Annotated in this window: 23 protein-coding genes and 1 riboswitch; of the genes, 12 read left to right on the top strand and 11 right to left on the bottom strand. The window is 59.3% G+C overall.

The annotated features are described in order from the left end of the window. Positions 1-100: 100 nt before the first annotated feature. Together pdxS and pdxT are read left to right on the top strand one after the other, a co-directional pair. A complete protein-coding gene (pdxS, locus tag DW003_RS07820) occupies positions 101-991 on the top strand; it encodes a pyridoxal 5'-phosphate synthase lyase subunit PdxS (RefSeq protein ID WP_118256473.1) in 891 nt (296 codons plus the stop codon). Between the two features lie 20 nt (positions 992-1011). Next, positions 1012-1599: a pyridoxal 5'-phosphate synthase glutaminase subunit PdxT gene (gene pdxT / locus DW003_RS07825; RefSeq protein WP_118388429.1), complete on the top strand. Its 588-nt coding sequence runs from the start codon at positions 1012-1014 to the stop codon at positions 1597-1599. 337 nt (positions 1600-1936) lie between these two features. Here the strand turns inward: pdxT and DW003_RS09950 are convergent, their stop codons facing one another. Together DW003_RS09950 and DW003_RS07835 are read right to left on the bottom strand one after the other, a co-directional pair. Continuing rightward, positions 1937-2845, bottom strand: coding sequence for a hypothetical protein (locus tag DW003_RS09950; protein WP_117842932.1), 909 nt, complete (start codon positions 2843-2845; stop codon positions 1937-1939). A 152-nt stretch (positions 2846-2997) separates the two neighbouring features. After that, positions 2998-4347, bottom strand: coding sequence for an MFS transporter (locus tag DW003_RS07835; RefSeq protein ID WP_233545549.1), 1350 nt, complete (start codon positions 4345-4347; stop codon positions 2998-3000). A gap of 270 nt (positions 4348-4617) precedes the next feature. On the opposite strand from DW003_RS07835, the gene DW003_RS07840 reads away from it, so the two are divergent. After that, the gene (locus DW003_RS07840) at positions 4618-5028 is read left to right on the top strand and encodes a peptide deformylase (RefSeq protein ID WP_118388432.1); all 411 of its coding nucleotides are present in this window, start codon (positions 4618-4620) and stop codon (positions 5026-5028) included. A 74-nt stretch (positions 5029-5102) separates the two neighbouring features. Here DW003_RS07840 and DW003_RS07845 read toward each other — a convergent pair whose 3' ends face one another. Together DW003_RS07845 and DW003_RS07850 are read right to left on the bottom strand one after the other, a co-directional pair. Next, complete coding sequence (locus DW003_RS07845; RefSeq protein ID WP_117757320.1) at positions 5103-6584, bottom strand: aminotransferase class I/II-fold pyridoxal phosphate-dependent enzyme; 1482 nt, start codon at positions 6582-6584, stop codon at positions 5103-5105. 202 nt (positions 6585-6786) lie between these two features. After that, on the bottom strand, positions 6787-7644 hold the full coding sequence (locus DW003_RS07850; protein WP_117757314.1) for a LysR family transcriptional regulator: 858 nt from the start codon (positions 7642-7644) through the stop codon (positions 6787-6789). 118 nt (positions 7645-7762) lie between these two features. Here DW003_RS07850 and DW003_RS07855 point away from each other — a divergent pair, with 118 nt between their 5' ends. Then, positions 7763-8674, top strand: a complete 912-nt coding sequence (locus DW003_RS07855) for a DMT family transporter (RefSeq protein WP_118388434.1) — start codon at positions 7763-7765, stop codon at positions 8672-8674. 139 nt (positions 8675-8813) lie between these two features. Continuing rightward, positions 8814-11063: a KUP/HAK/KT family potassium transporter gene (locus DW003_RS07860; RefSeq protein WP_118388435.1), complete on the top strand. Its 2250-nt coding sequence runs from the start codon at positions 8814-8816 to the stop codon at positions 11061-11063. A 79-nt stretch (positions 11064-11142) separates the two neighbouring features. Here DW003_RS07860 and bsh read toward each other — a convergent pair whose 3' ends face one another. Continuing rightward, positions 11143-12108, bottom strand: coding sequence for a choloylglycine hydrolase (bsh, locus tag DW003_RS07865; protein WP_117640612.1), 966 nt, complete (start codon positions 12106-12108; stop codon positions 11143-11145). 131 nt (positions 12109-12239) lie between these two features. Beyond that, on the bottom strand, positions 12240-12659 hold the full coding sequence (locus DW003_RS07870) for a peptide deformylase (RefSeq protein ID WP_055250721.1): 420 nt from the start codon (positions 12657-12659) through the stop codon (positions 12240-12242). A gap of 193 nt (positions 12660-12852) precedes the next feature. On the opposite strand from DW003_RS07870, the gene DW003_RS07875 reads away from it, so the two are divergent. Then, positions 12853-14166 (top strand): NCS2 family permease, encoded by a 1314-nt coding sequence (locus DW003_RS07875; protein WP_117803754.1) that lies wholly within the window; start codon positions 12853-12855, stop codon positions 14164-14166. Positions 14167-14303: 137 nt separating this feature from the next. Beyond that, complete coding sequence (locus DW003_RS07880; protein WP_118388437.1) at positions 14304-14969, top strand: alpha/beta hydrolase; 666 nt, start codon at positions 14304-14306, stop codon at positions 14967-14969. 238 nt (positions 14970-15207) lie between these two features. Here DW003_RS07880 and DW003_RS07885 read toward each other — a convergent pair whose 3' ends face one another. The 3 genes from DW003_RS07885 to DW003_RS07895 all read right to left on the bottom strand — a co-directional run bounded on the left by DW003_RS07885 (position 15208) and on the right by DW003_RS07895 (position 18312). Further along, the gene (locus DW003_RS07885; protein ID WP_233545550.1) at positions 15208-16341 is read right to left on the bottom strand and encodes a 5-methyltetrahydropteroyltriglutamate--homocysteine S-methyltransferase; all 1134 of its coding nucleotides are present in this window, start codon (positions 16339-16341) and stop codon (positions 15208-15210) included. Positions 16342-16496: 155 nt separating this feature from the next. Further along, positions 16497-17393, bottom strand: a complete 897-nt coding sequence (locus DW003_RS07890; RefSeq protein WP_117769836.1) for a LysR family transcriptional regulator — start codon at positions 17391-17393, stop codon at positions 16497-16499. Between the two features lie 10 nt (positions 17394-17403). Then, positions 17404-18312, bottom strand: coding sequence for an HAD-IIB family hydrolase (locus tag DW003_RS07895; protein ID WP_158573208.1), 909 nt, complete (start codon positions 18310-18312; stop codon positions 17404-17406). Between the two features lie 177 nt (positions 18313-18489). Further along, positions 18490-18600: riboswitch (TPP riboswitch) on the top strand. Positions 18601-18651: 51 nt separating this feature from the next. Here DW003_RS07895 and thiM point away from each other — a divergent pair. The 3 genes from thiM to DW003_RS07910 are packed head-to-tail and all read left to right on the top strand — an operon-like array spanning position 18652 to position 20528. Continuing rightward, positions 18652-19491, top strand: a complete 840-nt coding sequence (gene thiM, locus DW003_RS07900) for a hydroxyethylthiazole kinase (RefSeq protein ID WP_233545551.1) — start codon at positions 18652-18654, stop codon at positions 19489-19491. A 3-nt stretch (positions 19492-19494) separates the two neighbouring features. Beyond that, on the top strand, positions 19495-19836 hold the full coding sequence (locus DW003_RS07905; RefSeq protein WP_233509127.1) for a thiamine-binding protein: 342 nt from the start codon (positions 19495-19497) through the stop codon (positions 19834-19836). Next, positions 19833-20528 (top strand): thiamine phosphate synthase, encoded by a 696-nt coding sequence (locus DW003_RS07910; RefSeq protein ID WP_118388443.1) that lies wholly within the window; start codon positions 19833-19835, stop codon positions 20526-20528. Before DW003_RS07905 ends, DW003_RS07910 begins: the two co-directional genes overlap by 4 nt. A gap of 224 nt (positions 20529-20752) precedes the next feature. On the opposite strand, the gene DW003_RS07915 is transcribed toward DW003_RS07910, so the two are convergent. Further along, on the bottom strand, positions 20753-21622 hold the full coding sequence (locus DW003_RS07915; RefSeq protein WP_118388445.1) for a patatin family protein: 870 nt from the start codon (positions 21620-21622) through the stop codon (positions 20753-20755). A 167-nt stretch (positions 21623-21789) separates the two neighbouring features. On the opposite strand from DW003_RS07915, the gene DW003_RS07920 reads away from it, so the two are divergent. Continuing rightward, positions 21790-22047, top strand: a complete 258-nt coding sequence (locus tag DW003_RS07920; protein ID WP_158573210.1) for an EAL domain-containing protein — start codon at positions 21790-21792, stop codon at positions 22045-22047. Between the two features lie 127 nt (positions 22048-22174). Continuing rightward, positions 22175-23704: a diguanylate cyclase domain-containing protein gene (locus DW003_RS07925; protein WP_118388449.1), complete on the top strand. Its 1530-nt coding sequence runs from the start codon at positions 22175-22177 to the stop codon at positions 23702-23704. Between the two features lie 286 nt (positions 23705-23990). Here DW003_RS07925 and DW003_RS07930 read toward each other — a convergent pair whose 3' ends face one another. Further along, entirely contained in the window at positions 23991-24311 is a 321-nt protein-coding gene (locus DW003_RS07930; protein WP_117797699.1) for a hypothetical protein, read from the bottom strand. Between the last annotated feature and the right edge of the window lie 189 nt (positions 24312-24500).

The following is a 24500-nucleotide window of genomic DNA, read 5'->3' on the forward strand; positions in this document are numbered from 1 at the left end:
CTGACCTTGTAATTATCTCGAAAACTGATTATTTCGCCATACCCAGCTCCCCGATAGGATGTTCCGTCAAGCAATGCACATGCCAACCAAGGGAGCAACCATGGCAGAACAGACCAACAAGGCCGATCGCGTCAAGCTCAATCGCGAGCTCGCGCAGATGCTCAAGGGCGGCGTCATCATGGACGTTACCACGCCCGAGCAGGCACGCATCGCCGAGGAGGCAGGCGCCTGCGCCGTCATGGCTCTCGAGCGCATCCCGGCCGACATCCGCGCCGCAGGTGGTGTGTCGCGCATGAGCGACCCCAAGATGATCAAGGGCATCCAAGAGGCCGTCTCCATCCCCGTTATGGCCAAGTGCCGCATCGGTCACATTGTCGAGGCGCAGGTCCTGCAGGCCATCGAGATCGATTACATCGATGAGTCCGAGGTCCTCTCCCCTGCCGACGATGTCTACCACATCGACAAGACCCAGTTTGACGTGCCGTTTGTCTGCGGCGCCCGCGATCTGGGCGAGGCACTGCGCCGTGTTGCCGAGGGCGCCACGATGATTCGCACCAAGGGCGAGCCGGGCACGGGCGACGTCGTTCAGGCCGTGCGCCATATGCGCAAGATCCAAAAGCAGATCCGCGACGTTGTTGCCCTGCGCGACGACGAGCTCTTTGAGGCAGCCAAGCAGCTGCAGGTTCCGGTCGAGCTGGTGCGCGAGGTCCATGCCACGGGCAAGCTCCCCGTCGTAAACTTTGCCGCCGGCGGAGTCGCGACCCCCGCCGACGCCGCGCTGATGATGCAGCTGGGCGCCGAGGGCGTCTTTGTTGGCTCGGGCATCTTTAAGAGCGGCGACCCCGCCAAGCGCGCCGCCGCCATCGTCAAGGCCGTGGCAAACTTCACCGACGCCAAGCTCATCGCCGAGCTTTCGGAGGACCTGGGCGAGGCCATGGTGGGCATCAACGCCGACGAAATCGAGATCATCATGGAGGAGCGCGGGCGCTAGTCCAGCAGAAAGGATCGCACATGAGCGATTATGCAGACCAAACGGTCGCCGTGCTGGCGGTCCAGGGCGCTTTTGCCGAGCACGAGGCAAGACTGTCCGAGCTGGGCGCACGTTGTATCGAGATGAGGCAGGCGGCCGATTTGCAGCAGAACTTTGACCGCCTGGTCCTCCCCGGCGGCGAGTCCACCGTTCAGGGCAAGTTACTTGCCGAGCTTGGTATGCTCGATGAGCTTCGCACCCGCATTGTTGAGGGCATGCCCGTCCTGGGCACCTGCGCCGGCTTGATTCTGTTGGCGCGCGATCTTGCCGCCCACGACGATAAGGGGACGCCGCGCTTGGCAACCATGGATGTGCTCGTTGAGCGCAATGCTTACGGCAGACAGCTCGGCAGCTTTCGAACCAAGGGGCAGGTAGCCGGCATCGACGGTGAGGTGCCGCTGACGTTTATCCGTGCGCCCCGCATCGTCGAGGTCCACGGCGACGCCAAGGCCCTGGCAGAGGTCGATGGCCGCATCGTCGCCGCCCGCCAGGGCAACCAGCTCGGCGTAACCTTCCACCCCGAGCTCGACGACGACGCCTGCCTCCACGAGCTCTTCCTCCAAATGTAGGCAGAGTAGAAACGAGCGTGAATTTTCGGACACAGAACAAATGAGAGTGGATAATCTCCCACTTTGAGCTTGAGTGCAGGCTCAAACCGGGAGATTGTCCACTCTCATGCTATGTAGTCGTTTAAGAACGTCCCCAATGACTACTTTTTGGCAGACCTGGATTAAGGCAACGCCGATGTCTTGGTACCGACAGCGAAAACCCGCCAGAGCGAGCAAGGTGCCTTGAAACGAGGCGGCATTGATCTTTCGATCATGCCGCCGAAGTTGAAAGGCAGATTGCCGCTCTGGCGGGTTTGCAGCGTCAACTAGTTACGCGGTTCGTAGAACCGCGTAACCCCTAAAAGCGGTTGCCGCGGAAGCCGCCGCCGTTGCGGCCGCCACGATCGCCACCGCGACCGCCACGGTCGTTACCACGGTTGCCGCCGAAGCCGCCACGGTTGCCACCGCGATCGCCATAGCCACCACGGTTGCCGCCAAAGCCGCCGCGACCGCCGCGGTCGCCGCCACGGTCACCAAAGCCGCCACGGCCACCGCGATCGCCACCGCGACCGCCACGGTCGCCGCCACGGCCACCGCGATCGCCAAAGCCGCCGCGGCCGCCACGGTCGCCACCACGGCCACCGCGATCGTCACGGCCGCCGCGAGGACCGCGGTCCTCGTCCAGGCCCATGGCGACGAGCGGAGCGATAACCTTATCGAGAGCGGCCATCAGCTCGGTGGCCTCCTCGTAAGAAAGCTCGGGCAGGAGCTTCTCCTTCTTGTTGGCAAGCTCGACCAGGCCCTCGGCGGCATCCTCGGCAGCGAAGACGACGATCTTGCGCATATCGCCCTCGGCGTCGTCGATGCGGCCGACCAGATCGGCAGCCTCGGCCTCGGCCATCAGGCCATCGAGCTCACGAAGGCGCATGCCCAGCAGGTCGGACATTTCCTTCTGCTCCATCTTGGGCTTGAGGTCAAGAAGCTTGATGGCGCGCTCGATGTTCGCCATGCGCTCGGCCTTGGCCTCCTCCTCCTTGGAAATAGCAAAGCGACGGCTACGCAGCAGGCGAGCGGCCTTCTGCATCTTGTCCATCAGCTCTTCGTCATCGTAATCAGCGGCGGCCTCGACAACCTCGGCCTCCTCGGCGGAAACCTCGTCAGCAGCCTCAACCTCGGCAGCTTCGGTCTCCACGGTCTCGACTGCCTCGACCTCGGCAGCCATGGTCTCGTTCTCGGTCTCGTTCATGATCTCTTCGTTCTCAGACATGAGACTCCTTCTTGGCCCTCTCGGGCATCATCGCCCCATTCGCGGGGCCCGTCGCGCACTCTTTGCGCTTTATACATTCATGCCTCTCGGCAAAACGTCCATTAGTTTATGGTGTCGCCATCCAATCTAGCTGCAGAATCTATGTGCACACATTAATGCGACATGTGCGACTCGCGGCGAGCGTACACCAGCGACACCGCGAACCCGACAACGGCAATCACGGCCGCCACGCGCACGGCGGCTGCAAATCCTATCGCCTGGGCAACGTCCGACGCAACGCCTGCGGCGCCAGCAGCCACCGCAGAACTCGAAAGCAGGCCGATAAACAGCGACGGACCAAACGACGCGGCAATCATGTTCCACGTGTTAAGCAATGCCGTTCCGTGAGGATGCTCAGCGGCGGGAAGCGTCTCCAAACCGGCGGTCTGCGAGGGGCTCAGTACCAAACCGACGCCGGCATACACCACAACGGCCAGCAGCACGACAACGCCGATGTTCATGCTTGCCGCGGTCATCGAGATTGCCGTCTGCCCCACAGCGATCAGGGCAAAGCCGACCGGCAGCAGCGGCCACGCACCACGGGCATCCATCACGCGTCCGCCCACAATCGAGGTCACGGCGTTGCAGGCGATCGCCGGCAAAATGAGCAAACCCGCGACAAGTGCGGTCATGCCGTATGCGCCCTCAAAATAGAGCGGCAACAAAACGCTCATCGAGAACGTCGTCATCATCGACACCACCACAAGCAGGCATGCAGGCCAAAAACGAACGCTCGCCATGGGACGCACGTTAAGCACCGGATGCTTGAGCTTGAGCTGACGAACCGCAAACAGGCCGAGCACCACAACAGCGGCGAAAAGCGTCGCGATACCGGCCATCACATTGGTCGAGAACTCGCCTACGGAATACACAAACGCCGTAATGCCGGCGGCGAGCAAAACAACCGACAGAATATCAAGCGTGGTGTTCGAGCGCTCTCCGACATTCCGAACGAGCTTTGCTGCCGCCGCGGCGACCACGACACCGCCCACCAGCGGCACTACGAACACCGCCCTCCAGCCAAACAACGTGCACATAAGACCACTAATCACGGGCCCAAGCGCCGGCCCTAGCGTAATGCAGGCACCGCCCAGGCTCAGATACAGACCGAGCTTCTCGCGCGGAGCACAAGATAGCACCACATTCATCATGAGCGGAAACAAGATGCCCGATCCCGCAGCCTGCAAAATACGACTTGGCAGCAAAACGGTAAACGACGGGGCGACCAGGCACAGGACTTCTCCGGCGACCATGCATCCGCATGCGAAAAACAGCAGCTTGCGCGTCGAGAAACGACCGGACAGAAAGGCCATGATGGCCGTAAAGATCGACGTCACGATCATGTATCCCGAAACGAGCCACTGCGCCGTGGTAGCGCTCACCGAAAAGACCGCCATGATGTCGTGCAACGCCACGTTAATAATGTTCTCGTTAAACGCGGCGACAAAGGCTGCAATATACATTACGACGAGAAACGCCGCAGTGGCCGATGGCGCTACTTGAACTTGTTGCTGAGATTTGCTCCCCATGCATTTCCTTCCTCTTGGAACGACAGTCGCATCGCCCCAGAGGAACAGTCCAGGGCGAAAATGAGCCCTAGACTTACGCCAGACGCCGCACACGACGAATCTGGCAACATGGTCCAACGTCGAAAGATTGTAACGCGGACGCGCAGCTTTCCTTCCGCGCTATTATTAAAAGTCCACGAAAGCATAAGACATGAGGAGCCCGCCATGATTAAGCCCATCATGAAATCCGAGTTCTTTTTGCGCCTGCCTTCCGAAGACGCGGGCCCCGATGACGCCGTGACTGGGCAGGACCTCCTAGATACGCTCCATGAGCATGAGCACGAGTGCGTGGGCCTCGCCGCCAATATGATCGGCGTGCGCAAACGCATCATCTGCGTAAAGGACGGCAACAGGGCGCTGTTGATGTACAACCCTCAAATTCTTGAGCAGGTCAATGCCTATCAGACGAGCGAAGGATGCCTCTCGCTTGCCGGCGAGCGCCCCTGTACCCGTTATCGCCGCATTAAGGTGGAGTATCTGGACGAGAACTTCGTCCACCGCATCAAAAACTTCTCGGGCTACACCGCCGAAATCATCCAACACGAAATCGACCACTGCAACGGGATCGTTATATAGTCTGCCGATTCAAGAAAGCTCCCTGCAGCAAAACAACTGCAGGGAGCTTTTCATAGTGCGGAACTTCTATCCCACTAGCTCTGACGGTAATGGTCGAAGAAGTCGGCGAGGTCTTCGAGGGACTCTTTGAGCACTTCCATGCGCGGCAGGTACACGATACGGAAGTGGTCGGGCTCAGCCCAGTTAAAGCCGCCGCCGCGCGTGATCAGGATCTTCTTCTCGTGCAGCAGGTCAAGGGCGAACTGCTCGTCATCGGTAATGTTGAACTTCTTCACATCCATCTTGGGGAAGATGTAGAACGCCGCACGCGGCTTAACCACCGAGATGCCGTCAATCTTGTTGAGCGCCTCATACACAAAGTTGCGCTGCTCGTAGACACGGCCGCCGGGGCGGATGTAGTCGTTGACGGACTGATGGCCACCGAGCGCCGTCTGAACGATCGACTGAGCCGGCACGTTGGAGCACAGGCGCATGTTGGAGAGCATGTTAATGCCCATGATGAAGTCGCTCATGCAGCGCTGGTTGCCCGAAAGCACCATCCAGCCAATACGATAGCCCGCGATCATGTGCGACTTGGAAAGGCCGCTAAAGGTGACGCAGGGCAGATCAGGAGCGAGCGAGGCAATCGAGACGTGCTCGTAGCCGTCCATGCACAGGCGGTCGTAGATCTCATCGGCAAAGATCATCAGCTGATGCCTGCGTGCAACCTCGACGATGCCCTCGAGCACCTCGCGCGGGTAGACCGAGCCCGTGGGGTTGTTGGGGTTGATGATAACGAGGGCTTTGGTCGCGCTCGTGATCTTGGACTCCATATCCTCCAGGTCGGGATACCAATCCGCCTGCTCATCGCACAGATAGTGCACAGGATGACCGCCGGCAAGGGTTGCGCACGCCGTCCAGAGCGGATAGTCGGGGCTGGGGATCAGAATCTCGTCGCCATTGTCGAGCAGCGCGTTCATCGAAAGCTGAATGAGCTCGGACACGCCGTTGCCCGTGTAGATATGCTCCATCTGAACGTTGGGCAGGCCCTTGATCTGCGAATACTGCATGATCGCCTTGCGCGCGGAGAACAGGCCACGCGAGTTGGAATAGCCTTCGCAGTCGGGCAGCTGCTGGCGCATGTCCTTGATGACCTCATCGGGCGTGCGGAAACCGAAGGGCGCCGGGTTGCCGATATTGAGCTTGAGGATGCGCTCGCCCTCGTCCTCCATACGGGCGGCCTCGTCGACGACGGGACCGCGCACGTCATACAGGACGTTATCGAGCTTGGTGGATTTAGAAAAAGTACGCATGGTGGTGCTCCTTGCAATTTGAGCTGAGGGATGGGGTTCGGGCTTGGAATCGTTGCGGGGTGATGATGCCTCGCCTTGATCGGCGTCGCCGGCAAGCAGCCAGGTAACATCGACCTCCAAAATACGGGCGAGCAGCTCAGCCACATCGCGCCGCGGAATCGTCTTGCCGCTCACATATTGGCTCATCTGACTCTTGCCGAGTTTTTTGCCGAGCATCTCCGATGCGCGGATCACGTCCGACTGGCGAACGTCGCGATCGGACATAGCCTGTCGCAGACGATCGCTAAACGTCTCTTGGGCCACTAGAACCTCCTTGCTGGCAAAGTTCAATTTATACAACACGAATTGAACCTGAGTTCAATTTAGGCAGCAGTATAACGCCGTGCTATTTCGAAAAGTTCAATTTCAAAAATAAAATGAGCAAGACCTCGAGATTTATCCCAAGGCGATAACGACGTGCACGCATTTAGAGGTATTCGAGGAAACGAGCGGCGGCAAGCGAAACATCGGCCGTTCGATATATGGCGTTGATCTGCCGATGGGGATGCCCTTCGAGCGGACGCACAGCAACATCGAACTGGCAGCGACGCAAGATGAGCGCGGGAAGAATGCTCACGCCCAGGCCATCCTCGACCATAGCCATAATCGCATAGTCATCCCAAGTCGACAGTTTTGAGCGCACCGCCAGCCCCGCCCGACGGAATAGCGGCGTAATCTCATCATCGGTACCCCGTTCCAGCAGAATAAACTGCTCTCTTGCCAAATCGGTAAGAGAGACGAACTCCGCCGTGGCAAGCAACGAATCTGTCGGCACCACCGCCATCAGCTCATCACACACTAAAGACCGTGATGCCATGCCGTTTTCTCGGGGCTCACGCGGGATAAAGCCCAGGTCGCAGCGCCCCTCCGCCACCCATTGTTCAATCTCTGAGTAATCGCCCATCAGCAACTCATAATCGACGTCCGGGTGATCGGCGCGAAAACGCGCTATGACCGGTGGCAGCACGTGGGTCGCCACACTCGAAAACGTACCAATGCAGATCTTGCCGCGCATGAGCCCACGCATCTCGTCCACGTGTCGCTGCAGGCGGCCAAACTCCTCGCAGAGCGCCTCAACCGCCGGCATGATCTGCCGCCCATCGGCAGAAAGCACCACACCCTCGCGGCTGCGGTCGAGCACCTTAAAACCCCAATCGGTCTCAAGGTCGCCCACCATGCGGCTCACGCCCGACTGCGAATAGCTCAGCCGCTCGGCGGCGCGCGTAAAACTGCCGGCCCGCACGGTCTCGAGCAGAACCTGCATCTTTTGAATATTCGTTTCCACGGCACCCCTCCACCTTTACATGAGTTTTTGTCATGTTATCCATGCATTATATTCGCTTTTCTTCTAAAGCCAGTTCACCCATAGTGAACATGTTCGGATATAGAGGGGATGTCAGCACATGAACAACGGATTGTTTACGTACTTAGCAGCATTGCTATTGTTTGGCTCCAACGGCATCATCGCCGTTGCCATCGCGCTGCCGAGCTCCGATATCGTACTGTTGCGCACGTTTTTGGGCGCTCTCACCCTTGCCGCCATCCTCTTCATAACCAAGCGCCATAACCTGCAGGCTCCGTCTCGCCCCCGCGAGGCCGCAGCGCTCATCGTCTCGGGCGCCGCGCTGGGCGCCAGCTGGATTTTCCTGTTCCGCGCCTATCAGACGATCGGCGTTGGTATCTCCTCGCTGTTGTATTACTGCGGCCCCATCATCGTTATGGCCCTCTCCCCGCTCATTTTTGGCGAAAAGCTGACCGGCAGCAAAATCGCCGGCTTTATCGCCGTCGCCTGCGGTGCTTTTCTCATTGCAGCGCAAGGTCTAGGCGGCAATATGCCCATTGCGGGCATCGTCTGTGGAATCGCCTCGGCCTTCTGCTATGCATTGATGGTCATCGCCAGCAAGGGTGCGCCTCACATCGAGGGCCTCGAGAACTCCGCACTCCAAGTGAGCGCCGCCTTTGTGACCGCACTGGCCCTCACGCTCATCACGCAGGGCGCTCCCTCGTTCCTGTCCGCCGGCGTCGCCGCCAGCATTGATTGGCGCGCCGTCGCTATGCTCGGCGTCGTCAACACCGGCATTGGTTGCCTGCTCTACTTTAGCGCCGTCGCCAAGCTGCCCGTTCAGACCGTCGCCGTCGTCGGCTACCTCGAGCCGCTTTCGGCGGTCGTGTTCTCAGCCGCCCTTTTGGGTGAAGCCATAACACCGGTCCGCCTGATGGGCGCCGCGCTTATCATCGGCGGCGCGATTTTTTGCGAACTCGCCGGCAAACGCGCAAACGCCAAGGCTGGCATCGCCCAGATAGCACGTGCTTAAAAGCCCCTGCTTTGAAATGCTACCTGCGTAGATAAATAATCCCCAGCTGAGGATTATTGTCTAAAATAACCCGATGTGCCAAACTGCTCTTGTATGTATAAAGACGGCATAAAGTTTTTTGTCCTAGACAGATAACCGGATGTCTAAGGGAGTCCACGTGGCACACAACAAACTGGAGGCAAACCTCCAAGACCAGCACGGACAGAGCGGGCATGGAGCCATTCCCCTTTCTGCTGGTATGTTGCTCGTAACGCTCGGCGTCGTCTATGGCGACATCGGCACGAGCCCTATGTACACCATGAAATCAATCGTCGCCAACAACGGCGGCATCGGTACCGTCAGCGAGGACATGATCCTGGGCGCGCTTTCGCTCGTCATCTGGACCATGACGCTCGTAACCACGGTCAAGTACGTGCTAATCGCCATGAGGGCCGACAACCACAACGAGGGCGGTATCTTCGCCCTGTTCAGTCTCGTACGCAAAGTGGCGCCGTGGCTGATCCTTCCCGCCATGATCGGCGGTGCGGCGCTGCTTGCCGACGGCATCCTCACCCCCGCCGTCACGGTCACCACAGCCATCGAGGGTCTGCGCACCATCGAGTGGGGCCACGCGCTATTGGGCGACGGCCAGACCAACGTCATCATTATTACCATCATCATTATCTGCGGCCTATTTGCCATGCAGCGCGCCGGCACCTCGTCAATCGGCAAGCTCTTCGGCCCGCTCATGACGCTATGGTTCCTGTTCCTGGCGGGCGCCGGCCTGTTCAACATGCTCGGCAACCTGTCCATCTTGCGCGCACTCAACCCCATCCGCGGCATCATGTTCCTGTTCTCGCCCATCAACCACTCGGGCATCATGGTGCTCGGCTTCGTCTTCCTGTCGACGACCGGCGCCGAGGCGCTCTATTCGGACATGGGTCACGTGGGCAAGGCTAACATTTACGCATCCTGGCCGTTCGTAAAGGCGGCCCTCATCCTTAACTATCTGGGTCAGGGCGCTTGGCTGCTCGCCAACAACTCCAATCCCCAGATGCTCGCGATGGACATCGTCAACCCGTTCTACATGATGCTTCCCGAGCCCCTGCGCCCCTTTGCCATCGTGCTATCGGCCGTAGCGGCCATCATCGCCTCGCAGGCGCTTATCACCGGCTCGTTCTCGCTGGTATCCGAGGCCACGCGTCTCAACCTTATGCCGCATCTGCGCATCCACTACCCCAGCGACACCAAGGGTCAACTCTATATTCCGCTCGTCAACAACATCATGTGGGTCGGCTGTATCTTCATCGTGCTGCTGTTCCAAAACTCCGAGCGCATGGAGAGCGCCTACGGCCTCGCCATCACCGTGACTATGCTCATGACCACGACGCTTTTGACGAGCTATATCGCCGGCATCCTCAAGCACAAGCTGGGCGCCTGCGTCTTTGCCCTGCTTTTTGGCGCCATCGAGCTCTGCTTCTTTGCCTCGTGCCTCACCATGTTCTTTGACGGCGGCTATGTGATGATCTTCCTGGCCTCGCTGCTGTTTGGCCTTATGTACGTGTGGCGCCGCGGCACCGCCATCGAGCGCACGCAGACGATCCTGCTGCCCGTCTCCAAGTACATCGATCAGCTCAACCGCCTGCGCAACGACGAGACCTACCCCGTGCTCGCCGACAATCTGGTGTTCCTCACCAACAGCCCCGACCCGCTCACGCTCGACCGCGACGTGCTCTATTCCATCCTGGACAAGCACCCCAAGCGCGCCAAGGCATATTGGTTCATCAACGTGAACGTTACCGACGAGCCCTATACGCACGAGTATTCCGTCGAGACCTTTGGCACGGACTTTTTGTTCCGCGTGCGCCTGGACCTGGGCTTTAAGGTCAACCAGCGCATCAACGCCTATCTGCGTCAGATCGTTGGCGACTTGATGACATCGGGTGAGCTGCCACCGCAGCATCACACCTACTCCATCTACGAGACACGCGGCAACGTGGGCGACTTCCGTTTTTGCATGCTGCGCAAGATGCTTGCCCCCGAAACGGACATCAACCGCAACGACCACCGCGTGATGGCCATCAAGTACGCCGTCCGCCGCGCCTGCGGAAGCCCGGCACGCTGGTACGGTCTTGAGAACTCGGCGATCATCATCGAGTACGTGCCTCTCTTTGCCCGCATGCGTCCGGCGGTCAAACTCGTACGCACCCATGTGCCGCTCGAGGTCCAGATCGAAGAAGCCGAGGAAATGGAAGTCGATATCTTCTCGGACGACCTGGTCAACGGCAACGAGGCCGGTAGGGACATGAACGTCGATCCCACCGAATTGCTCGAGAGCGTCGCCGATACGCCCGAACAGCAACTGCTCGACGGCCTCGAGAGCGCCCAGCTCAACGACGCCAACTTCTAGCGACGTCGCGCATCAACGACAGCGCCCCTGCACCTCACAGGAGATGCAGGGGCGCTTTGCATTTCAGTAAAGCCCTCGGCTACGAACGACGCGGCTCGGGAACCACAAGCCTATCGGGGCTCGCGCCCTCGGCATCCATCAGGCTCACGTAGCGAATCGACGGATCCTCATACATCGCGTAGTAATAATTGCCTGTGCGCGCGCTAAAGCATCCGGTATAGATAGTCTTCTCGAACTTGCCATCGCCCATCCTGGACGCCCCCTCAATCATCACCACGCCCTCGAGTGAACGGAACATGCGGACGACGTTTTCGGTCTCGCTGTCTTTTTGCGGGTAATTGGCGTTGAGGTACGCTGCCTTTACAAAACGGCTCGGCGAATAGCAGTCGCCGGGAATGCCGCGCATGCCGGCACCGGCTCCATAGGGCTTAAGCTCGGCGCCACGCCACGTCGCCGTCTGCGGAAAATCGCTTGTGGCGGTGATATAAGTGCGTAGGTTTTCCATATGCCACGGGAAGGTGGGCTGATTGGCAAGGGTGTCGACCGGATCGTCGTATACATGCAGGCCGTCAGCCATCATCTCGACCACGATGCTACGCTGGCTGTCGCCGATAATCCAATGGAGCAGCGACACGCCCAGCCCCTCTCCGGCAGATTTGGCGACAATCACCGTGTCGCGCAGCGCGGCCTCGACCTCATCGACCGTCGAGAACGTCGCTGCCACCCACAGGGGAAACTCATAGGCCGCGATATTGGTCTTGCCGTCGACAGGGTCCTCGGCATACTCGGCATAACCCGGGAAATTGAGACCCGCCACGGCGAGGCCCGCATCGTTGCCGCAGTCGAAGAACATAGGGTAGTTCTTGTAATCGATGCACATACCGATCACCGCGTGTGCCGCTGTCGTGTCGTCGATAAACGAATACGGAATGTGAAACCCGCGCGGCATCACGCGAACCTGTTGGCCGTAGTCAAAGCTCCAGTCGAGGTTGCGGCCCAGATACATGTTGCCGGAATTATCGGTAAATCGAATGCTCGTACACATAGCGCCTCCTAGCTTCACGTTCTCGCTAAGTTCATTGTCACCAAACAAAAAGGCGCTAAACACAAAAGCCCGGACATGACAACAATGTCACGCCCGGACCAAAAACGACGAAGTGCGGTGCTGTGGTCGCCCTAGACAAGCTTGCCAAGACAGTGATCGATCATATGCTGGATCATCTGCGCCTCGAAGCCCACAAAGTCCTGCTTGCGCTCGCGCATCTTGCCGTCGACGATCTGGTCAAAGGCAACCTTGCACTTGATATAGCGCGTGGACTTGGTGACCTCCTCGTGCGTCAGGCAGCTCTCCTCCATCTTGCTGGCGCCCAGGCCAAACACCAGACGGGGGTTGTAGAGCACGTGGGGCTCGCCGGCGTCGTCCAGGTAGACGCAGACCTTCTTGGTAACGCCAATCTGGTTAGCGGCAAGGCAGCCGGCATCGTCGAGCGACTTGATGGTATCGATCAGGTCCTGAGCAACCGACTCGTCCTCGACGGTCGCAACCTCGCAACGCTGGGACAGGATAGCCTCATCGTGGCAAAGCTCTTTAATCATACGTTCCTCCATAGGGGTCGTTGTAACCGCTTAAGTATACGGTACCCACACATTTTCATGCGATAAATACCGTCCGTCTGTTACAAAGCGCCGAACATCAACATGCGAGGAACAGCAAGGTTGTAAAGACGATATAGTAAGTGAGTTCGTGTCAATCGGCCTAAACTCGGGGCCGAACAAGGAAAGGGTATGCATGGACGAACTTTTTCACGTCAGTGAGCGCAAGTCCACAATCGGGACCGAACTTCGCGCTGGACTGACAACATTCCTGGCGATGGCCTACATCATCGCCGTCAACCCCGCAGTGCTCTCGGGCGCTGGCATCGATGCGGGAGCGCTCGCCTGCGCCACCTGCCTGGGCGCCGGCATCATGACCATCTGCATGGGCATCTTCGCCAACCGCCCGCTCGCCTGCGCGTCGGGTCTGGGCATCAACGCCATGATCGCGGGCATCGCCACCACCATGTGCGGCGGCGACTGGCACGTGGCCATGAGCGTTATCTTCCTCGAGGGTATCGTCATCTTGCTGCTCGTCCTATGCGGCCTGCGCGAGGCCATCATGGACGCCATCCCCGTGGTCCTGCGCCACGCCATCTCGGTGGGTCTGGGCCTGTTTATCGCCATGATCGGCCTGTGCGACGCCGGCATCATCACCGCTGGCGCCGGTACGCTCGTCGGCCTGGGCGACATCGCCTCCCCCACCTTTATCGTCGGCATCATCTCCATCGTCGTGACGGTTGCCCTGGCTTCCCGCAACGTGCCGGGCTCGCTGCTCATCGGCATCATCGTCGCCGTTATCGCCGGAATCCCGCTGGGCGTCACCCATGCGCCCGAGGGCCTCATCGCACCGCTCGACTTCTCGACCTTCGGCGCCCCGTTTGCCAGCACTGCCGACGGCAACCTTGCCATCGTGAAGGTCCTGACCGACCCGATGCTGCTCGTCGTTGCCTTCTCGCTGCTCATGAGCGACTTCTTCGACACCATGGGCACCGCGATGGCCGTCGCCAAGCAGGGCGAGTTCTTGACCGAGGACGGCAATGTCGAGGACATCCGTCCCATCCTGGTCGTCGACTCCGTGGCCGCTGCTGCCGGTGGCTTTATGGGCGTCTCCTCCATCACTACCTTCGTCGAGTCCACCTCTGGCGCTGCCGACGGTGGTCGCACGGGCCTCACCTCCGTCACCACCGGCGTGCTGTTCATTCTCGCCGCGTTCTTCTCCCCCATCGTCACCATCGTTTCCAGCGCCGCCACCTGCGGTGCTCTGGTCTACGTTGGCTACCTCATGATGAGCGAGGCCTCCGAGATCGACTGGTCCGACGTGTCGCAGGGTTTCCCGGCGTTCATGATTGTCGCCGGCGTGCCCTTCACCTACTCCATCTCTGCCGGTATTGGCCTGGGCTTTATCGCCTACGTGATCGTCGCGCTCTTTAAGGGCGAGGCCTCCAAGATCAAGCCGCTCATGTGGATCGCAGCCCTCGCCTTCCTCGTCTACTTCTTCGTGGCGTAACGGCATAGTCTGCTAAAGCAAAACAACAAGGCGCGGAATCGCATCGAGCGGCTCCGCGCCTTTCTTTTAGCGTCTGCCCCCGTGCCAGCGTGCGACAATTGAGGCTGTCAATATCACAACACCGAGAGAAGCCTGCCTTGGAAGCGCATCAGAAGCAGATAACCGTTTATTCAGAGTGTGTGGAAGGCGCGCCCGTCATCTACCTCCCCGTGGTTATGGGCGACGGTAGTGAAGTCTACGAGCGCTGCCGAGAGCTCGACTGTCCGCCATTCACCCTTGTCGCCATCGGAGGACTCGATTGGAATCGCGAGTTGAGCCCCTGGGAATGCGACGGAACTATACGAGATGCCGAGCCCTTTGACGGACAGGCTGCTGGTTTTCTTGACGAGTTGTTGAAGCAGATAATCCCCCAGGCCGAATCATCGCTCCCGCAACCGCCCACCTGGCGCGGCGTTGTCGGCTATTCGTTGGCGGGTCTTTTTGCACTGTGGGCACTTTGGCAAACAGATGTCTTTGAGCGCGCGGCGAGTGCATCGGGGTCGCTGTGGTTCCCCGGCTTTATCGACTACGCGCGTGAGCGCACGATGACAGCCACGCCCGACGCCGCTTATCTGTCGCTCGGTAAAAAGGAAACCAAGACGCCCAACCGCATGATGCGGCACGTACTCGACGACACGCGCGCGATGGAAGAGCTGTTTATAGAGCGTGACATTCCAACAACGCTGGAGCTCAACCCCGGCAATCACTTTGCCCAAACTGACCTGCGCATGGCGCGCGGCATCCACTGGATACTGACGCATTAAAAATGGCGTCCACGCGTACATACGCATGGACGCCATTTTTTGATTTAGCTGAACACAACTACTATTCGACAGTCTCCTCGAGTTCAGATACGGCGGGCGTCGAGGACTGGGACATGGATGTCCTTTCATGATGGAAGGGCGATCAGGCATATCGGATAACCTGCCCGAACGATACGATCCGAACCATTGTGCGTGATACGCCATGTCTCGCGCGCGCCGTCACCTGCAAACGGTAAGGTTACTTCCAAACGCGCTCAGCAATGCGCTTGACCAGCGCGATCTTTGCCCACTGTTCGTCCTCGGTCAGTTTGTTGCCAATCTCACAGCTGGCAAAGCCGCACTGGGGCGACAGGTACAGGTTCTCGAGCGGCACATACTTTGCGGCCTCGTGGATACGTTCGACGATAACGTCCTCGTCCTCAAGCTCAGCCGCCTTTGTAGTGATCAGTCCCAGCACCACCTTCTTGCCGGGGGCAACGTACTTGAGCGGCTCAAAACCACCGGCGCGGGGTGTGTCGAACTCCAGATAGAACGCATCGACGTTCTCATGTGCGAACAGGTACGGTGCAATGGGATCGTAACCACCCTCGAAGGCATACGTGGAGTGATAGTTGCCGCGGCACACGTGCGTGTTGATAACCAGATCGTCGGGCTTGCCCGCGATGGCGGCATTGTTGAGCGCCACGCCCAGCTCGCTCACCTTTTGCAGGTCAACCGGGCTCATGCCGGTTTTGGACACAAAGTCGGTATCGCAATAGATGCCCCAGGTGCAGTCATCAAATTGGATGTTGCGACAGCCCGCGGCATACAGGTCGGCGATCACCGTGCGATAAGCGGCTGCAATGGCGTCGGCAAGTTCCTCATCGGTCTTGTAGACGGCGCGCAGACTCTCCTGCTGTCCATCGCAGCGGTCGAGCGTAACCTCCGAGAACGTCTGGATCGGCGCCGGAATGGTTTGACGCGCGACCTGGCCCTCCCCCTCAAGCGCCTTGACAAACTTAAAATGCTCGACGAACGGGTGGTTCTCGCCGCTAATGGGACCGGTAACCACGGCGGTGTCGGCCGTCGTCTCCTCGTCATGGAACATATAACCCGTGCGTGAGGTACGGCGCTCAATGCCGTTAAGGCCCCACATAAAATCGAGGTGCCAGTAGCTGCGGCGGAACTCGCCATCGGTGATCACCTGCAGGCCGGCGGCCTTCTGCTTGGCCACTAAGTCGCGGATGGCCTCGTCCTCGACGGCCTTAAGGCCGGAAGCGTCGAGTTTACCCGCGACATAGGCGGCACGGGCATCCTTTACAGCCTGCGGACGAAGAAAACTGCCGACGATATCGGCACGAAACGGCGCGTTCGGTTGAATCGAAGTGCTCATAGATATCTCCCTTTGCATTGGTTGCTTTACTGGAACAGAGTATGAGCGCTCATATGGTCATCGTAAAATATACGTTTATAACAGTTTGATATAGATGCTTCCTATATCAGTCTGGACTGTCATAAAGAGACTTGAACCGTGCGGAGCACAGCAGCCTAGATATGCTGACGAATCGCGTCGATATAGGCCCGACCGTAGCGCGTGAGCGTCGTGTTCTTGCGCGTGATGATGCCAATCTCCATGTACTCGTCCACGTCGAGCGGAATCGAGATAATGCCGGGGCCGTTGAGCTCGTGGCTGATCACGCCCGAGCATACCGTGTAGCCGTTGAGGCCCATGGCCAAATTGAACAACGTCGCACGGTCGCGCACGCGGATATTTTTGCGACGCTCGAACGTCGAGGTCAGCTCCTCGGAATAGTAAAACGAGTTGTAGCTGCCCTGCTCGTAGGACAGGAACGGGTAGTCTTCCAGATCCTCGAGCGTCACGCTGGAGCGGCCCGCCAGCGGATGGTCGGCGCAGACGAAGACATGCGGCGTGGCGCAGAAGAGCCCTTCGAACACGAGCTCGTTGGCGGCAAGCATGCGCTCGATGACCTCGCGATTGTGCTCCGACAGATACAGGATGCCCAGCTCGCTTTTCATGTGCGCGACATCCTCGATAATCTCGTGGGTCTGCTCCTCGCGCAGGGTAAAGTCGTAGCGCGCGGCATCGAACTCGCGGATCACATCGACAAACGCATTAACGGCAAAGGAATAATGCTGGCAGCTCACACTAAAGTGCGGCACCTGCTCGGACGTGCCTTTGTACTTGCCCTCGAGCAGGTCGGCCTGGTCGAGTACCTGGCGCGCATAGCCCAAGAAGGTCTCGCCCTCCTCGGACACAATGACGCCCTTGTTGGTGCGCTCAAAGATGTGCACACCCATCTCGTTTTCGAGATCGCGGATCGACGCGGTAATCGAAGGCTGCGACACAAAGAGCCGGCGCGAGGCCTCGGTGATGCTGCCGCATTCGGCAACTTTGACGACATACCTGAGCTGCTGAAGCTTCATAGCTTTCTCCCTAGACGTTCGTGACGTCGAAACCCGTCGCATCCATCTGACGCATAAACGGCGGCATCTCCCCCGTCGCGGCACAGGCGGCAATCTGATGCAGAGCCCCGGCGACCGCATCGTCTGCCGCAGCGCCAATATGCCAGCGCGCGGCAGCCGTGACGGCCTCGTTGGCATTGGCGACTGCAACGGAGTTGGGAACGGCATCGATCATGGGCAAATCGTTATCGGAATCGCCAAATACGGCCACCTCATCGGGCGTCAGACCCAAAGCGCGCGCCAGCTCCAGCGCAGCGCAGCCCTTGTCCCAACCGGCCGGAAGGATGTCAAACAGGCGCACACGGTTGTTGGGAAACACAAGCGAGAGTTCCGGCACCTCAGCGGCAACGCGCTCGCGCAGCTCCGCGAGCTCCTCACGTGAACGGGCACTCCAGATATTCGCCTTGAACACCGGTGCATCATCGACAACAGGACGGCACGGAGCCTCTTCGCCTTTGAGCCACGCATTGCCGCCCGACTCCATAGCGCGACGCACACGCTCGGGATTGCTCGTCACGCAGTAGGCATCGTTGCCCCAAAAGTCATCGCCCAGGCTGTAGACTTTTAGAAATGTATCGTTGGTCTCTTGCTCCAGATAGTCGGCCAAACGCATCAGGGCATCGTTGTCGGTCGCGCGCGAAGCGACCGCCTGACCGTCGACAAACATGACCTGGCCGTTGCAGAACGCGCCGGTCGAAAAGCACTCGGAACGATTTTTGAACATCCAGCCCATCGCGGACGGCTGGCGACCCGAAACCGGGCCAAAGTGCAGACCCGCCGCCTGCATGGCATGAATGCCCTCGATGGCATAGTCGCTGGCGCCGTCATGCCCGGCTGGAATCAGCGTATCGTCCATATCGGTCAGCACAAGTTTGATCATAAGGTCCCCTCGGTCATTCTTAATCCCATCCATTGTAACGACCCGCCAATAAGGGACTGCCAATAAGGGACAGGTTTATTTTGGCAGGTTTTATCTGGGAAAATGCGACGCCCCAGTTGCCACCTACCAAAATAAACCTGTCCCTTATTGGCAGGTGCGTTAGTATAGGGAACAACAGATTCGATGCGGGAGTGCCGGCGGTGCAAACCACAAGGCTGAGAGGGCATGGGGCCCAATCCTTTGAACCTGTCAGTTAATGCTGGCGTAGGGAGCATGCCGCCTTTACAGGGGCGCTGTCTATGCACAGCGCCCCTTTTCTATGCCAAGGAGGCATGTGCAGTGATTGATTCGGAACAGCTTAAGCAGCATATGGTCAAGGCCGTGGAGAAGATTCGCGCCACCAATCCGATGGCGGGCTCCATCACCAACACGGTGACGATTGACTTTGTCGCCAACGCACAGCTCGCCGTGGGCGGATCGGCCGCCATGGTCTATCTGCCCGACGAGGGCGAGGCACTCGTTGCCGGCGGCGGCGCCATCTATCTCAACATGGGAACGCTCTTCCCCATCTACGAGCAGACGATTCCCCGCGCGGCCAAGGCGGCACACGACGCCGGCAAGCCCTGGGTGCTCGATCCGGTGGGCCTGGGCATCGGTAGCCTGCGCACCCAGCTGGTCAACGAACTCAAACAGTACAAGCCCGCCATCGTGCGCGGCAATGCCTCCGAGATTATCGCGCTCGCCGGCCTGTGGGGCCTCGAGGGCGAGGCGGCCGATCTGAGCCGCGTACGCGGCGTCGATACCACCGACACGGTCGACGCCGCCCGCGATGCCGCCGTGGCGCTCGCCCGCTACACCGGCGGCGCCGTGGTCGTCTCGGGCGAAGTCGACCTGATTACCGACGGCACGACCGTGGCCAAGTCCCACGGCGGCAGCCCGCTCATGTCCAAGATCACCGGCTGCGGCTGCTCGCAGGGCGGCGTGCTGGCCGTGTACGCCTGCGCCGCCGACCCGTTTACGGCAGCCGTCTGCGGCACCGCCGTCTACAACGTTGCCGGCACGCGTGCTGCCGCCGTTGCCGATGCCCCGGCAAGCTTTAAGGTCGCCTTTATCGACGAGCTCTACCGCGCAACCGCCCAAGACATCGCCGATAACCGACTCGAGCTCGAGGAGGCATAAGCCATGTCCGAGTCCGTAACCAATGCCGGCATGAACACACTCGTCGCCGTGGCCATCGCCCCGTGCGGCACCGGCGACGAGCTGTCCGCCGAGGTCGCCGAGGTCGTGCGCGTCATTCGCGAGAGCGGCCTCCCCAACCGCACCACCTCGATGTTCACCGAGATCGAGGGCGACTGGGACGAGGTCATGCAGGTCGTGCGAGACGCGACCTTTGTGTTGGCGAGCAAGGGCATCCGCACCGAAGTCGTGCTCAAAGCCGATATTCGACCCGGATTTACCGACACCATGACCGGCAAACTTGAGCGCATGGAAGCGCAGATCAAGAAGCAGGAGGAAGCACGATGAGTATCCGCGACAACCTTGATATCTCGGCCTATCTGGTACTCGGCCCCGAAAACACGCTGGGACGTCCCGTGGGCGATGTGGTGGCCCAGGCGCTCGACGCAGGCTTTACCTGCATCCAGGTGCGCTCCAAGGTGGCAAGCGCCCGCGAGATCATCGCGCTGACCGGCGACGCCGCGCAGGCAATCGCACAGGCCGGCAAGACCGGTCAGGTCGCCCTGTTAATCGATGACCGCCTTGACTGCGTGCTTGCCGCGCGCGAGCAGGGCATCGCTGTCGACGGCGTGCACGTGGGCCAGAGTGATATTCCCGTCGAAGTCTGCCGCAAACTTTTGGGCCCCGATGCCATCGTGGGCCTTTCGGCCCGCTGCGAGGAGATGCTCGAGTACGTCAAAACCGCCGACATGAGCCTGGTCGACTATCTTGGCATCGGCCCGCTCCACGAGACCGAGACCAAGCGCGACTGCGGACGCGCGGCCGACGGCTCTATCATTACCAAGAGCTTTGAGGACCTGGCCGCACTCCACGCAGCAGGCCCCGTGCCCATCGTGGTGGGCGGCGGCGTCAAGACGGCCGACCTGCCGCAGCTCAAGGCCACCGGCGTCGACGGCTTTTTCGTGGTGAGCGCCGTCTGCAGTGCCGACGACCCCCACGCCGCGGCCAAGGAGCTCGTCGACACCTGGCAGCAGGCATAGACATAAGCCGAGCAGCTGATTCGCAGCCTCATATCTTCAAGAGCGGAAAGCGCATCCCAGAATGGACGTCCAAACTGGGATGCGCTTTCCGTATAGAGAGCCAGTGGGAAACTGTATCCCAGTCTGAACGCATATTCCGGGATGAACTTTCCGCCACGGGCCTCTCGCGGAAACCGCATCCCATTCCAAACGCCCATTCCGGGATGCGCTTTCCGCTGCAGCCTCTACCCCGCCAGATACGCTTCCAACGCCGGCAAAGTCGCCTCCGCATCGCGACGGCCGATCTGATAGATGCGCTCGAGCTCATCAGGCTCGCGGCACAGCGACGGCACCTTTACCGATTCACTCGGCCGCACCACAAAGACCTCGCCAGCGGCCTCGCGACGCGCCAGGTCATCGAGCGTGGCATTGTAGACCTCATGCCGATGCTCAAGCGCTGCGACAAACTCCGGGTAGTGACGGAACACACGCCGCAACATGGGCATTACGCTGTTGGGCTGCTTTACAAAGCCCGCCGGTTGCGTCAGCACCACCACGTTGCGGTCATAGCCCTGCGCAAACAGCCATGCGCTGGGAATAGAATCAGCCACGCCACCATCCAAATACTTACGCCCCTCAATGGCGACAGGACGCGTTGCCACGGGAATCGCCGACGAGGCGCGGATCCACTCGATATCGCGCTCGTCGCCATAGGGCAGATCATGGTAGACCGCCTCGCCCGTCTCGATATCGGTACACACGCACGTAAACCGCATGGAGCAGGCACGATATGTCTCCAAATCGATGGGATCGCGCTCGATGGGCACCTCGTGATAGGCAAAATCGGCATTGAACATATCGCCGGTCCGCAGCCAGCTTGCTACACCCGCATAGCGCTTGTCGGCACAATAGGCCTTGTTATAGCGAATGGCGCGGCCGATCTGGCGCGATTTAAAATTGTAGCCAAACGCCGCGCCCGCCGAGACACCCACCATATGGTCGCAGGTCAAACCGTGCTCCATCCAAACGTCGAGCACGCCCGCCGTATACATACCGCGGTAGCCGCCTCCCTCGAGCGCGAGCCCCACCGTGCGCGTCGTATCCGGCTGTGCCATGCGACCATCTCCGTTCCTGCGTTTAAAACCGGGACAAGTATACCCGTCAACATATAGCGTCTCAGTCGCATTTTTATCGAACATCGCATCGTCGCGCTACCGCTTGTCGAATAATAGCCGCCCACAGTATGTGCACCCATATCCCCGCTCTCGAGGAAAGCGGCTTTATGGTGACGCTCGACAAGCACATTTGGCAGATTGCGCCCACCGACCGCGATCAAGGCCGCAGTACGCAAATCATTTCATCGATGCTCGAAATGGCGCAGTCGCTCCATCTGCCCGTCGAGGTCGAAGGCGTCGAGACAAATGAGCAGGCGAACATGCTACGACAAATGGGCGCCCGCTACGCTCAGGGCTTCCTCTACTACCGCCCCATGCCGGCGAAGGATTTTGAGGCATTGCTCGATGGTGGCAATAACAACTGATACGCTCGCGTGCAAAACGCCACCGCCGAAGGAAGCATTTGTCCCCATTGGCTAACTTATATCCCCAATTCAAACCGAATTGGGGATATAATACAAACCGTTGTTCTGCCCAAGGAGGTTATCCATCATGAACGAGTCGTACCGCATGGGCGAGCAATCGATTATTGCCTATCTTCAGCGACTTGCGAATGGCATCTCGACCGCCGAACTCGATGTTGCCGCACTGCCTGCTGAGCTACGCGCCGTTGGTGAGCAACTGCAAAAGACGCATGCCATCCTGCAACAAGAGCGCCAGCTGCTTGAACGCAACGCCTATATCGATCCGCTCACCAACTTGGGCAACCGCAACGGATTCGACCGTCACGTCGAGCAACTCTGGCGCAAAGGCGACCCCTTCACCTGCGCCTATATTGACATCGACCATCTCAAGCATTGCAATGATAGGTTTGGCCACGCCGAAGGCAATCGCTATATTCTGAGCATCTGCCGCACGTTCTCCGAAACCATGGAGCACGATGAGATGCTGTTCCGTATCGGTGGAGACGAGTTTGTGCTCATCTCGCTCTCCGCAAACGAGACTGAACTCGAGCAGCGCTTGGAGCAGGTACGTACCGGGCTGATCGAGGCGAGCTCAGGCGGCAAGGCGCCCATGATCGGCAGCTTTAGCTTTGGCTGCTCGCGCGTCGACCCGCTTGCCGGCGACACGCGTCGCCAGATGACGATGGATGCCGATCGCAAAATGTATCGCTACAAGCTCATGCACCGCGTGCAGCAACCGAAAGACAATGACGCGCCGCAACGCCCAATCGTCGATCAGCTTCCTTGCAACGACCGGGTGTTCCAAGCGATCTCCATGAGCTCCGAGACGCGCTATCCGTTCATCCTTAACCTCGATACGGGCGAATCACAATGGTCGGTTAACGCCGTGCGCGATTTTGACCTGCCCTCCCAGCACCCTTTTAACTCACTCGACATGTGGCTCGCCCGCGTCCACCCCGAGGACCGCGACAACGTACGCGCCGAGCTCGACATGGTGATAAACGGCATGTGGCACTTCCACTACATGCAGTACCGCGTTATGGATGCTACCGGAGCGTACGCGCTTTGCGACTGCACGGGCTACCGCTTGGACGGCACCGATACCGAGCCTAACATGTACGTGGGCATTATCATCAACCGCAGCCTGGCGGATACGACTGACTCGGTAACGGGCCTGGGCGATGTCCACGCCCTGGTCAGCGCCATTGGCGAAATGCGCCGCGTGGCGCGCGAGGCAGGCTTTATTGCCATTAAGGTTGACGATATCGCCGAGGTCAACGCCCGCTTTGGCTTTGATGCGGGCGACCGCGTGCTCGCCGAAAGCGCAGCGTGCCTCATGGATTGTTCGCGCGGCAAGGGTCGCCTGTTCCGCTCGACGGGGCCAACGTTCGTGGCACTCTTCGATGAGCTCGGCCCCGAGGCAATCGACGAGATCGCAAGCGACATCGAACGGTTCCTGGGTTCTCCCGTGCTCATCGGCTCGCTTGAATATCAGCCGCCCATTCGCGTGGCCACGCTCCATCTGGACGCTGTCGATCGACAGCCCGTTTCCATTTTGAACGAGCTCAAAGCGTTGCTTAAAGAGGCAGTACAGGTACCGGGCACCAAGCTGGACTAGCGTCGTGGGGCGCATGATGGTTATTTTCCGATCTCAGGCGAACACATTGAGCAAATAGGTCGTACCCACAGTTAGCCGAACACCCCTGCAGTCCCTCCCGGGGCCCGGGGGCACCGTTTTCGATACTCTTGGTTTCCTTTACCCGATGCAAATAAGTGCTCAACAACATAAAACCTATCCCCCGCCACGGATATGCCGTCGAGTAAATCTGTTAAGCCAACCCTATCAACTTCTTTTGACAATTGGCTGTATTGGTCCATTTTGTCGTCCATCCCGCTTCCGCTGTCTATCGCCTCATAAACACAAACCTAACGAGCCGCACGAACGACAAAGAGGCCAAGCTGAACAGAAGTAGAACCAAAACTTCAAAAACACTGGTATTCCAATCGCGTACCCAGCCCTCTACCGCCCACAAGAAAAACAGCAGCCCCATCCATAACGTCACAGAAGAAATCAACTTTGCGTAAGGGCGTATATCAATCCCGCTCTCCCTTTTTGTGACATCATATCCAGCAATTGAGCTGAGCCATCTTCCTCTTCTGTATTGGATTGAAAGAAGAATCAGGGCAATCGAAGTTATCAAACAGACAGCATCCTCTGTTTCCATAGAACTTCCTTTGCTTTCCGTCCTAGCTGCGCGTTCACAATCGAATCAAACCAAGTGTGAATTACTCGATAGCAACCGCCCTAGTATAAATCATAGCCTCCGCAGCAGCCCGCCTTCCAAGATCTCAAAGCTCGCCATCGAGGGCGACCTTGATTCTCATTTTCATTGCAACAGCCTCAGGACTCAGCG

Source organism: Collinsella sp. AF36-3AT (assembly GCF_003475205.1).
Taxonomy (GTDB): domain Bacteria; phylum Actinomycetota; class Coriobacteriia; order Coriobacteriales; family Coriobacteriaceae; genus Collinsella; species Collinsella aerofaciens_AF.

What these genes read in the sequence shown, in the direction of transcription:
- pdxS (WP_118256473.1), top strand. Translation starts at nt 101, where the DNA reads ATGGCAGAACAGACCAACAAGGCCGATCGCGTCAAGCTCAATCGCGAG.
- pdxT (WP_118388429.1), top strand. Translation starts at nt 1,012, where the DNA reads ATGAGCGATTATGCAGACCAAACGGTCGCCGTGCTGGCGGTCCAGGGC.
- DW003_RS09950 (WP_117842932.1), bottom strand. Translation starts at nt 2,845, where the DNA reads ATGTCTGAGAACGAAGAGATCATGAACGAGACCGAGAACGAGACCATG.
- DW003_RS07835 (WP_233545549.1), bottom strand. Translation starts at nt 4,347, where the DNA reads ATGTATATTGCAGCCTTTGTCGCCGCGTTTAACGAGAACATTATTAAC.
- DW003_RS07840 (WP_118388432.1), top strand. Translation starts at nt 4,618, where the DNA reads ATGATTAAGCCCATCATGAAATCCGAGTTCTTTTTGCGCCTGCCTTCC.
- DW003_RS07845 (WP_117757320.1), bottom strand. Translation starts at nt 6,584, where the DNA reads ATGTCCGATCGCGACGTTCGCCAGTCGGACGTGATCCGCGCATCGGAG.
- DW003_RS07855 (WP_118388434.1), top strand. Translation starts at nt 7,763, where the DNA reads ATGAACAACGGATTGTTTACGTACTTAGCAGCATTGCTATTGTTTGGC.
- DW003_RS07860 (WP_118388435.1), top strand. Translation starts at nt 8,814, where the DNA reads ATGTCTAAGGGAGTCCACGTGGCACACAACAAACTGGAGGCAAACCTC.
- bsh (WP_117640612.1), bottom strand. Translation starts at nt 12,108, where the DNA reads ATGTGTACGAGCATTCGATTTACCGATAATTCCGGCAACATGTATCTG.
- DW003_RS07870 (WP_055250721.1), bottom strand. Translation starts at nt 12,659, where the DNA reads ATGATTAAAGAGCTTTGCCACGATGAGGCTATCCTGTCCCAGCGTTGC.
- DW003_RS07875 (WP_117803754.1), top strand. Translation starts at nt 12,853, where the DNA reads ATGGACGAACTTTTTCACGTCAGTGAGCGCAAGTCCACAATCGGGACC.
- DW003_RS07885 (WP_233545550.1), bottom strand. Translation starts at nt 16,341, where the DNA reads ATGAGCACTTCGATTCAACCGAACGCGCCGTTTCGTGCCGATATCGTC.
- DW003_RS07890 (WP_117769836.1), bottom strand. Translation starts at nt 17,393, where the DNA reads ATGAAGCTTCAGCAGCTCAGGTATGTCGTCAAAGTTGCCGAATGCGGC.
- DW003_RS07895 (WP_158573208.1), bottom strand. Translation starts at nt 18,312, where the DNA reads ATGATCAAACTTGTGCTGACCGATATGGACGATACGCTGATTCCAGCC.
- DW003_RS07905 (WP_233509127.1), top strand. Translation starts at nt 19,495, where the DNA reads ATGTCCGAGTCCGTAACCAATGCCGGCATGAACACACTCGTCGCCGTG.
- DW003_RS07910 (WP_118388443.1), top strand. Translation starts at nt 19,833, where the DNA reads ATGAGTATCCGCGACAACCTTGATATCTCGGCCTATCTGGTACTCGGC.
- DW003_RS07915 (WP_118388445.1), bottom strand. Translation starts at nt 21,622, where the DNA reads ATGGCACAGCCGGATACGACGCGCACGGTGGGGCTCGCGCTCGAGGGA.
- DW003_RS07920 (WP_158573210.1), top strand. Translation starts at nt 21,790, where the DNA reads ATGGTGACGCTCGACAAGCACATTTGGCAGATTGCGCCCACCGACCGC.
- DW003_RS07925 (WP_118388449.1), top strand. Translation starts at nt 22,175, where the DNA reads ATGAACGAGTCGTACCGCATGGGCGAGCAATCGATTATTGCCTATCTT.
- DW003_RS07930 (WP_117797699.1), bottom strand. Translation starts at nt 24,311, where the DNA reads ATGGAAACAGAGGATGCTGTCTGTTTGATAACTTCGATTGCCCTGATT.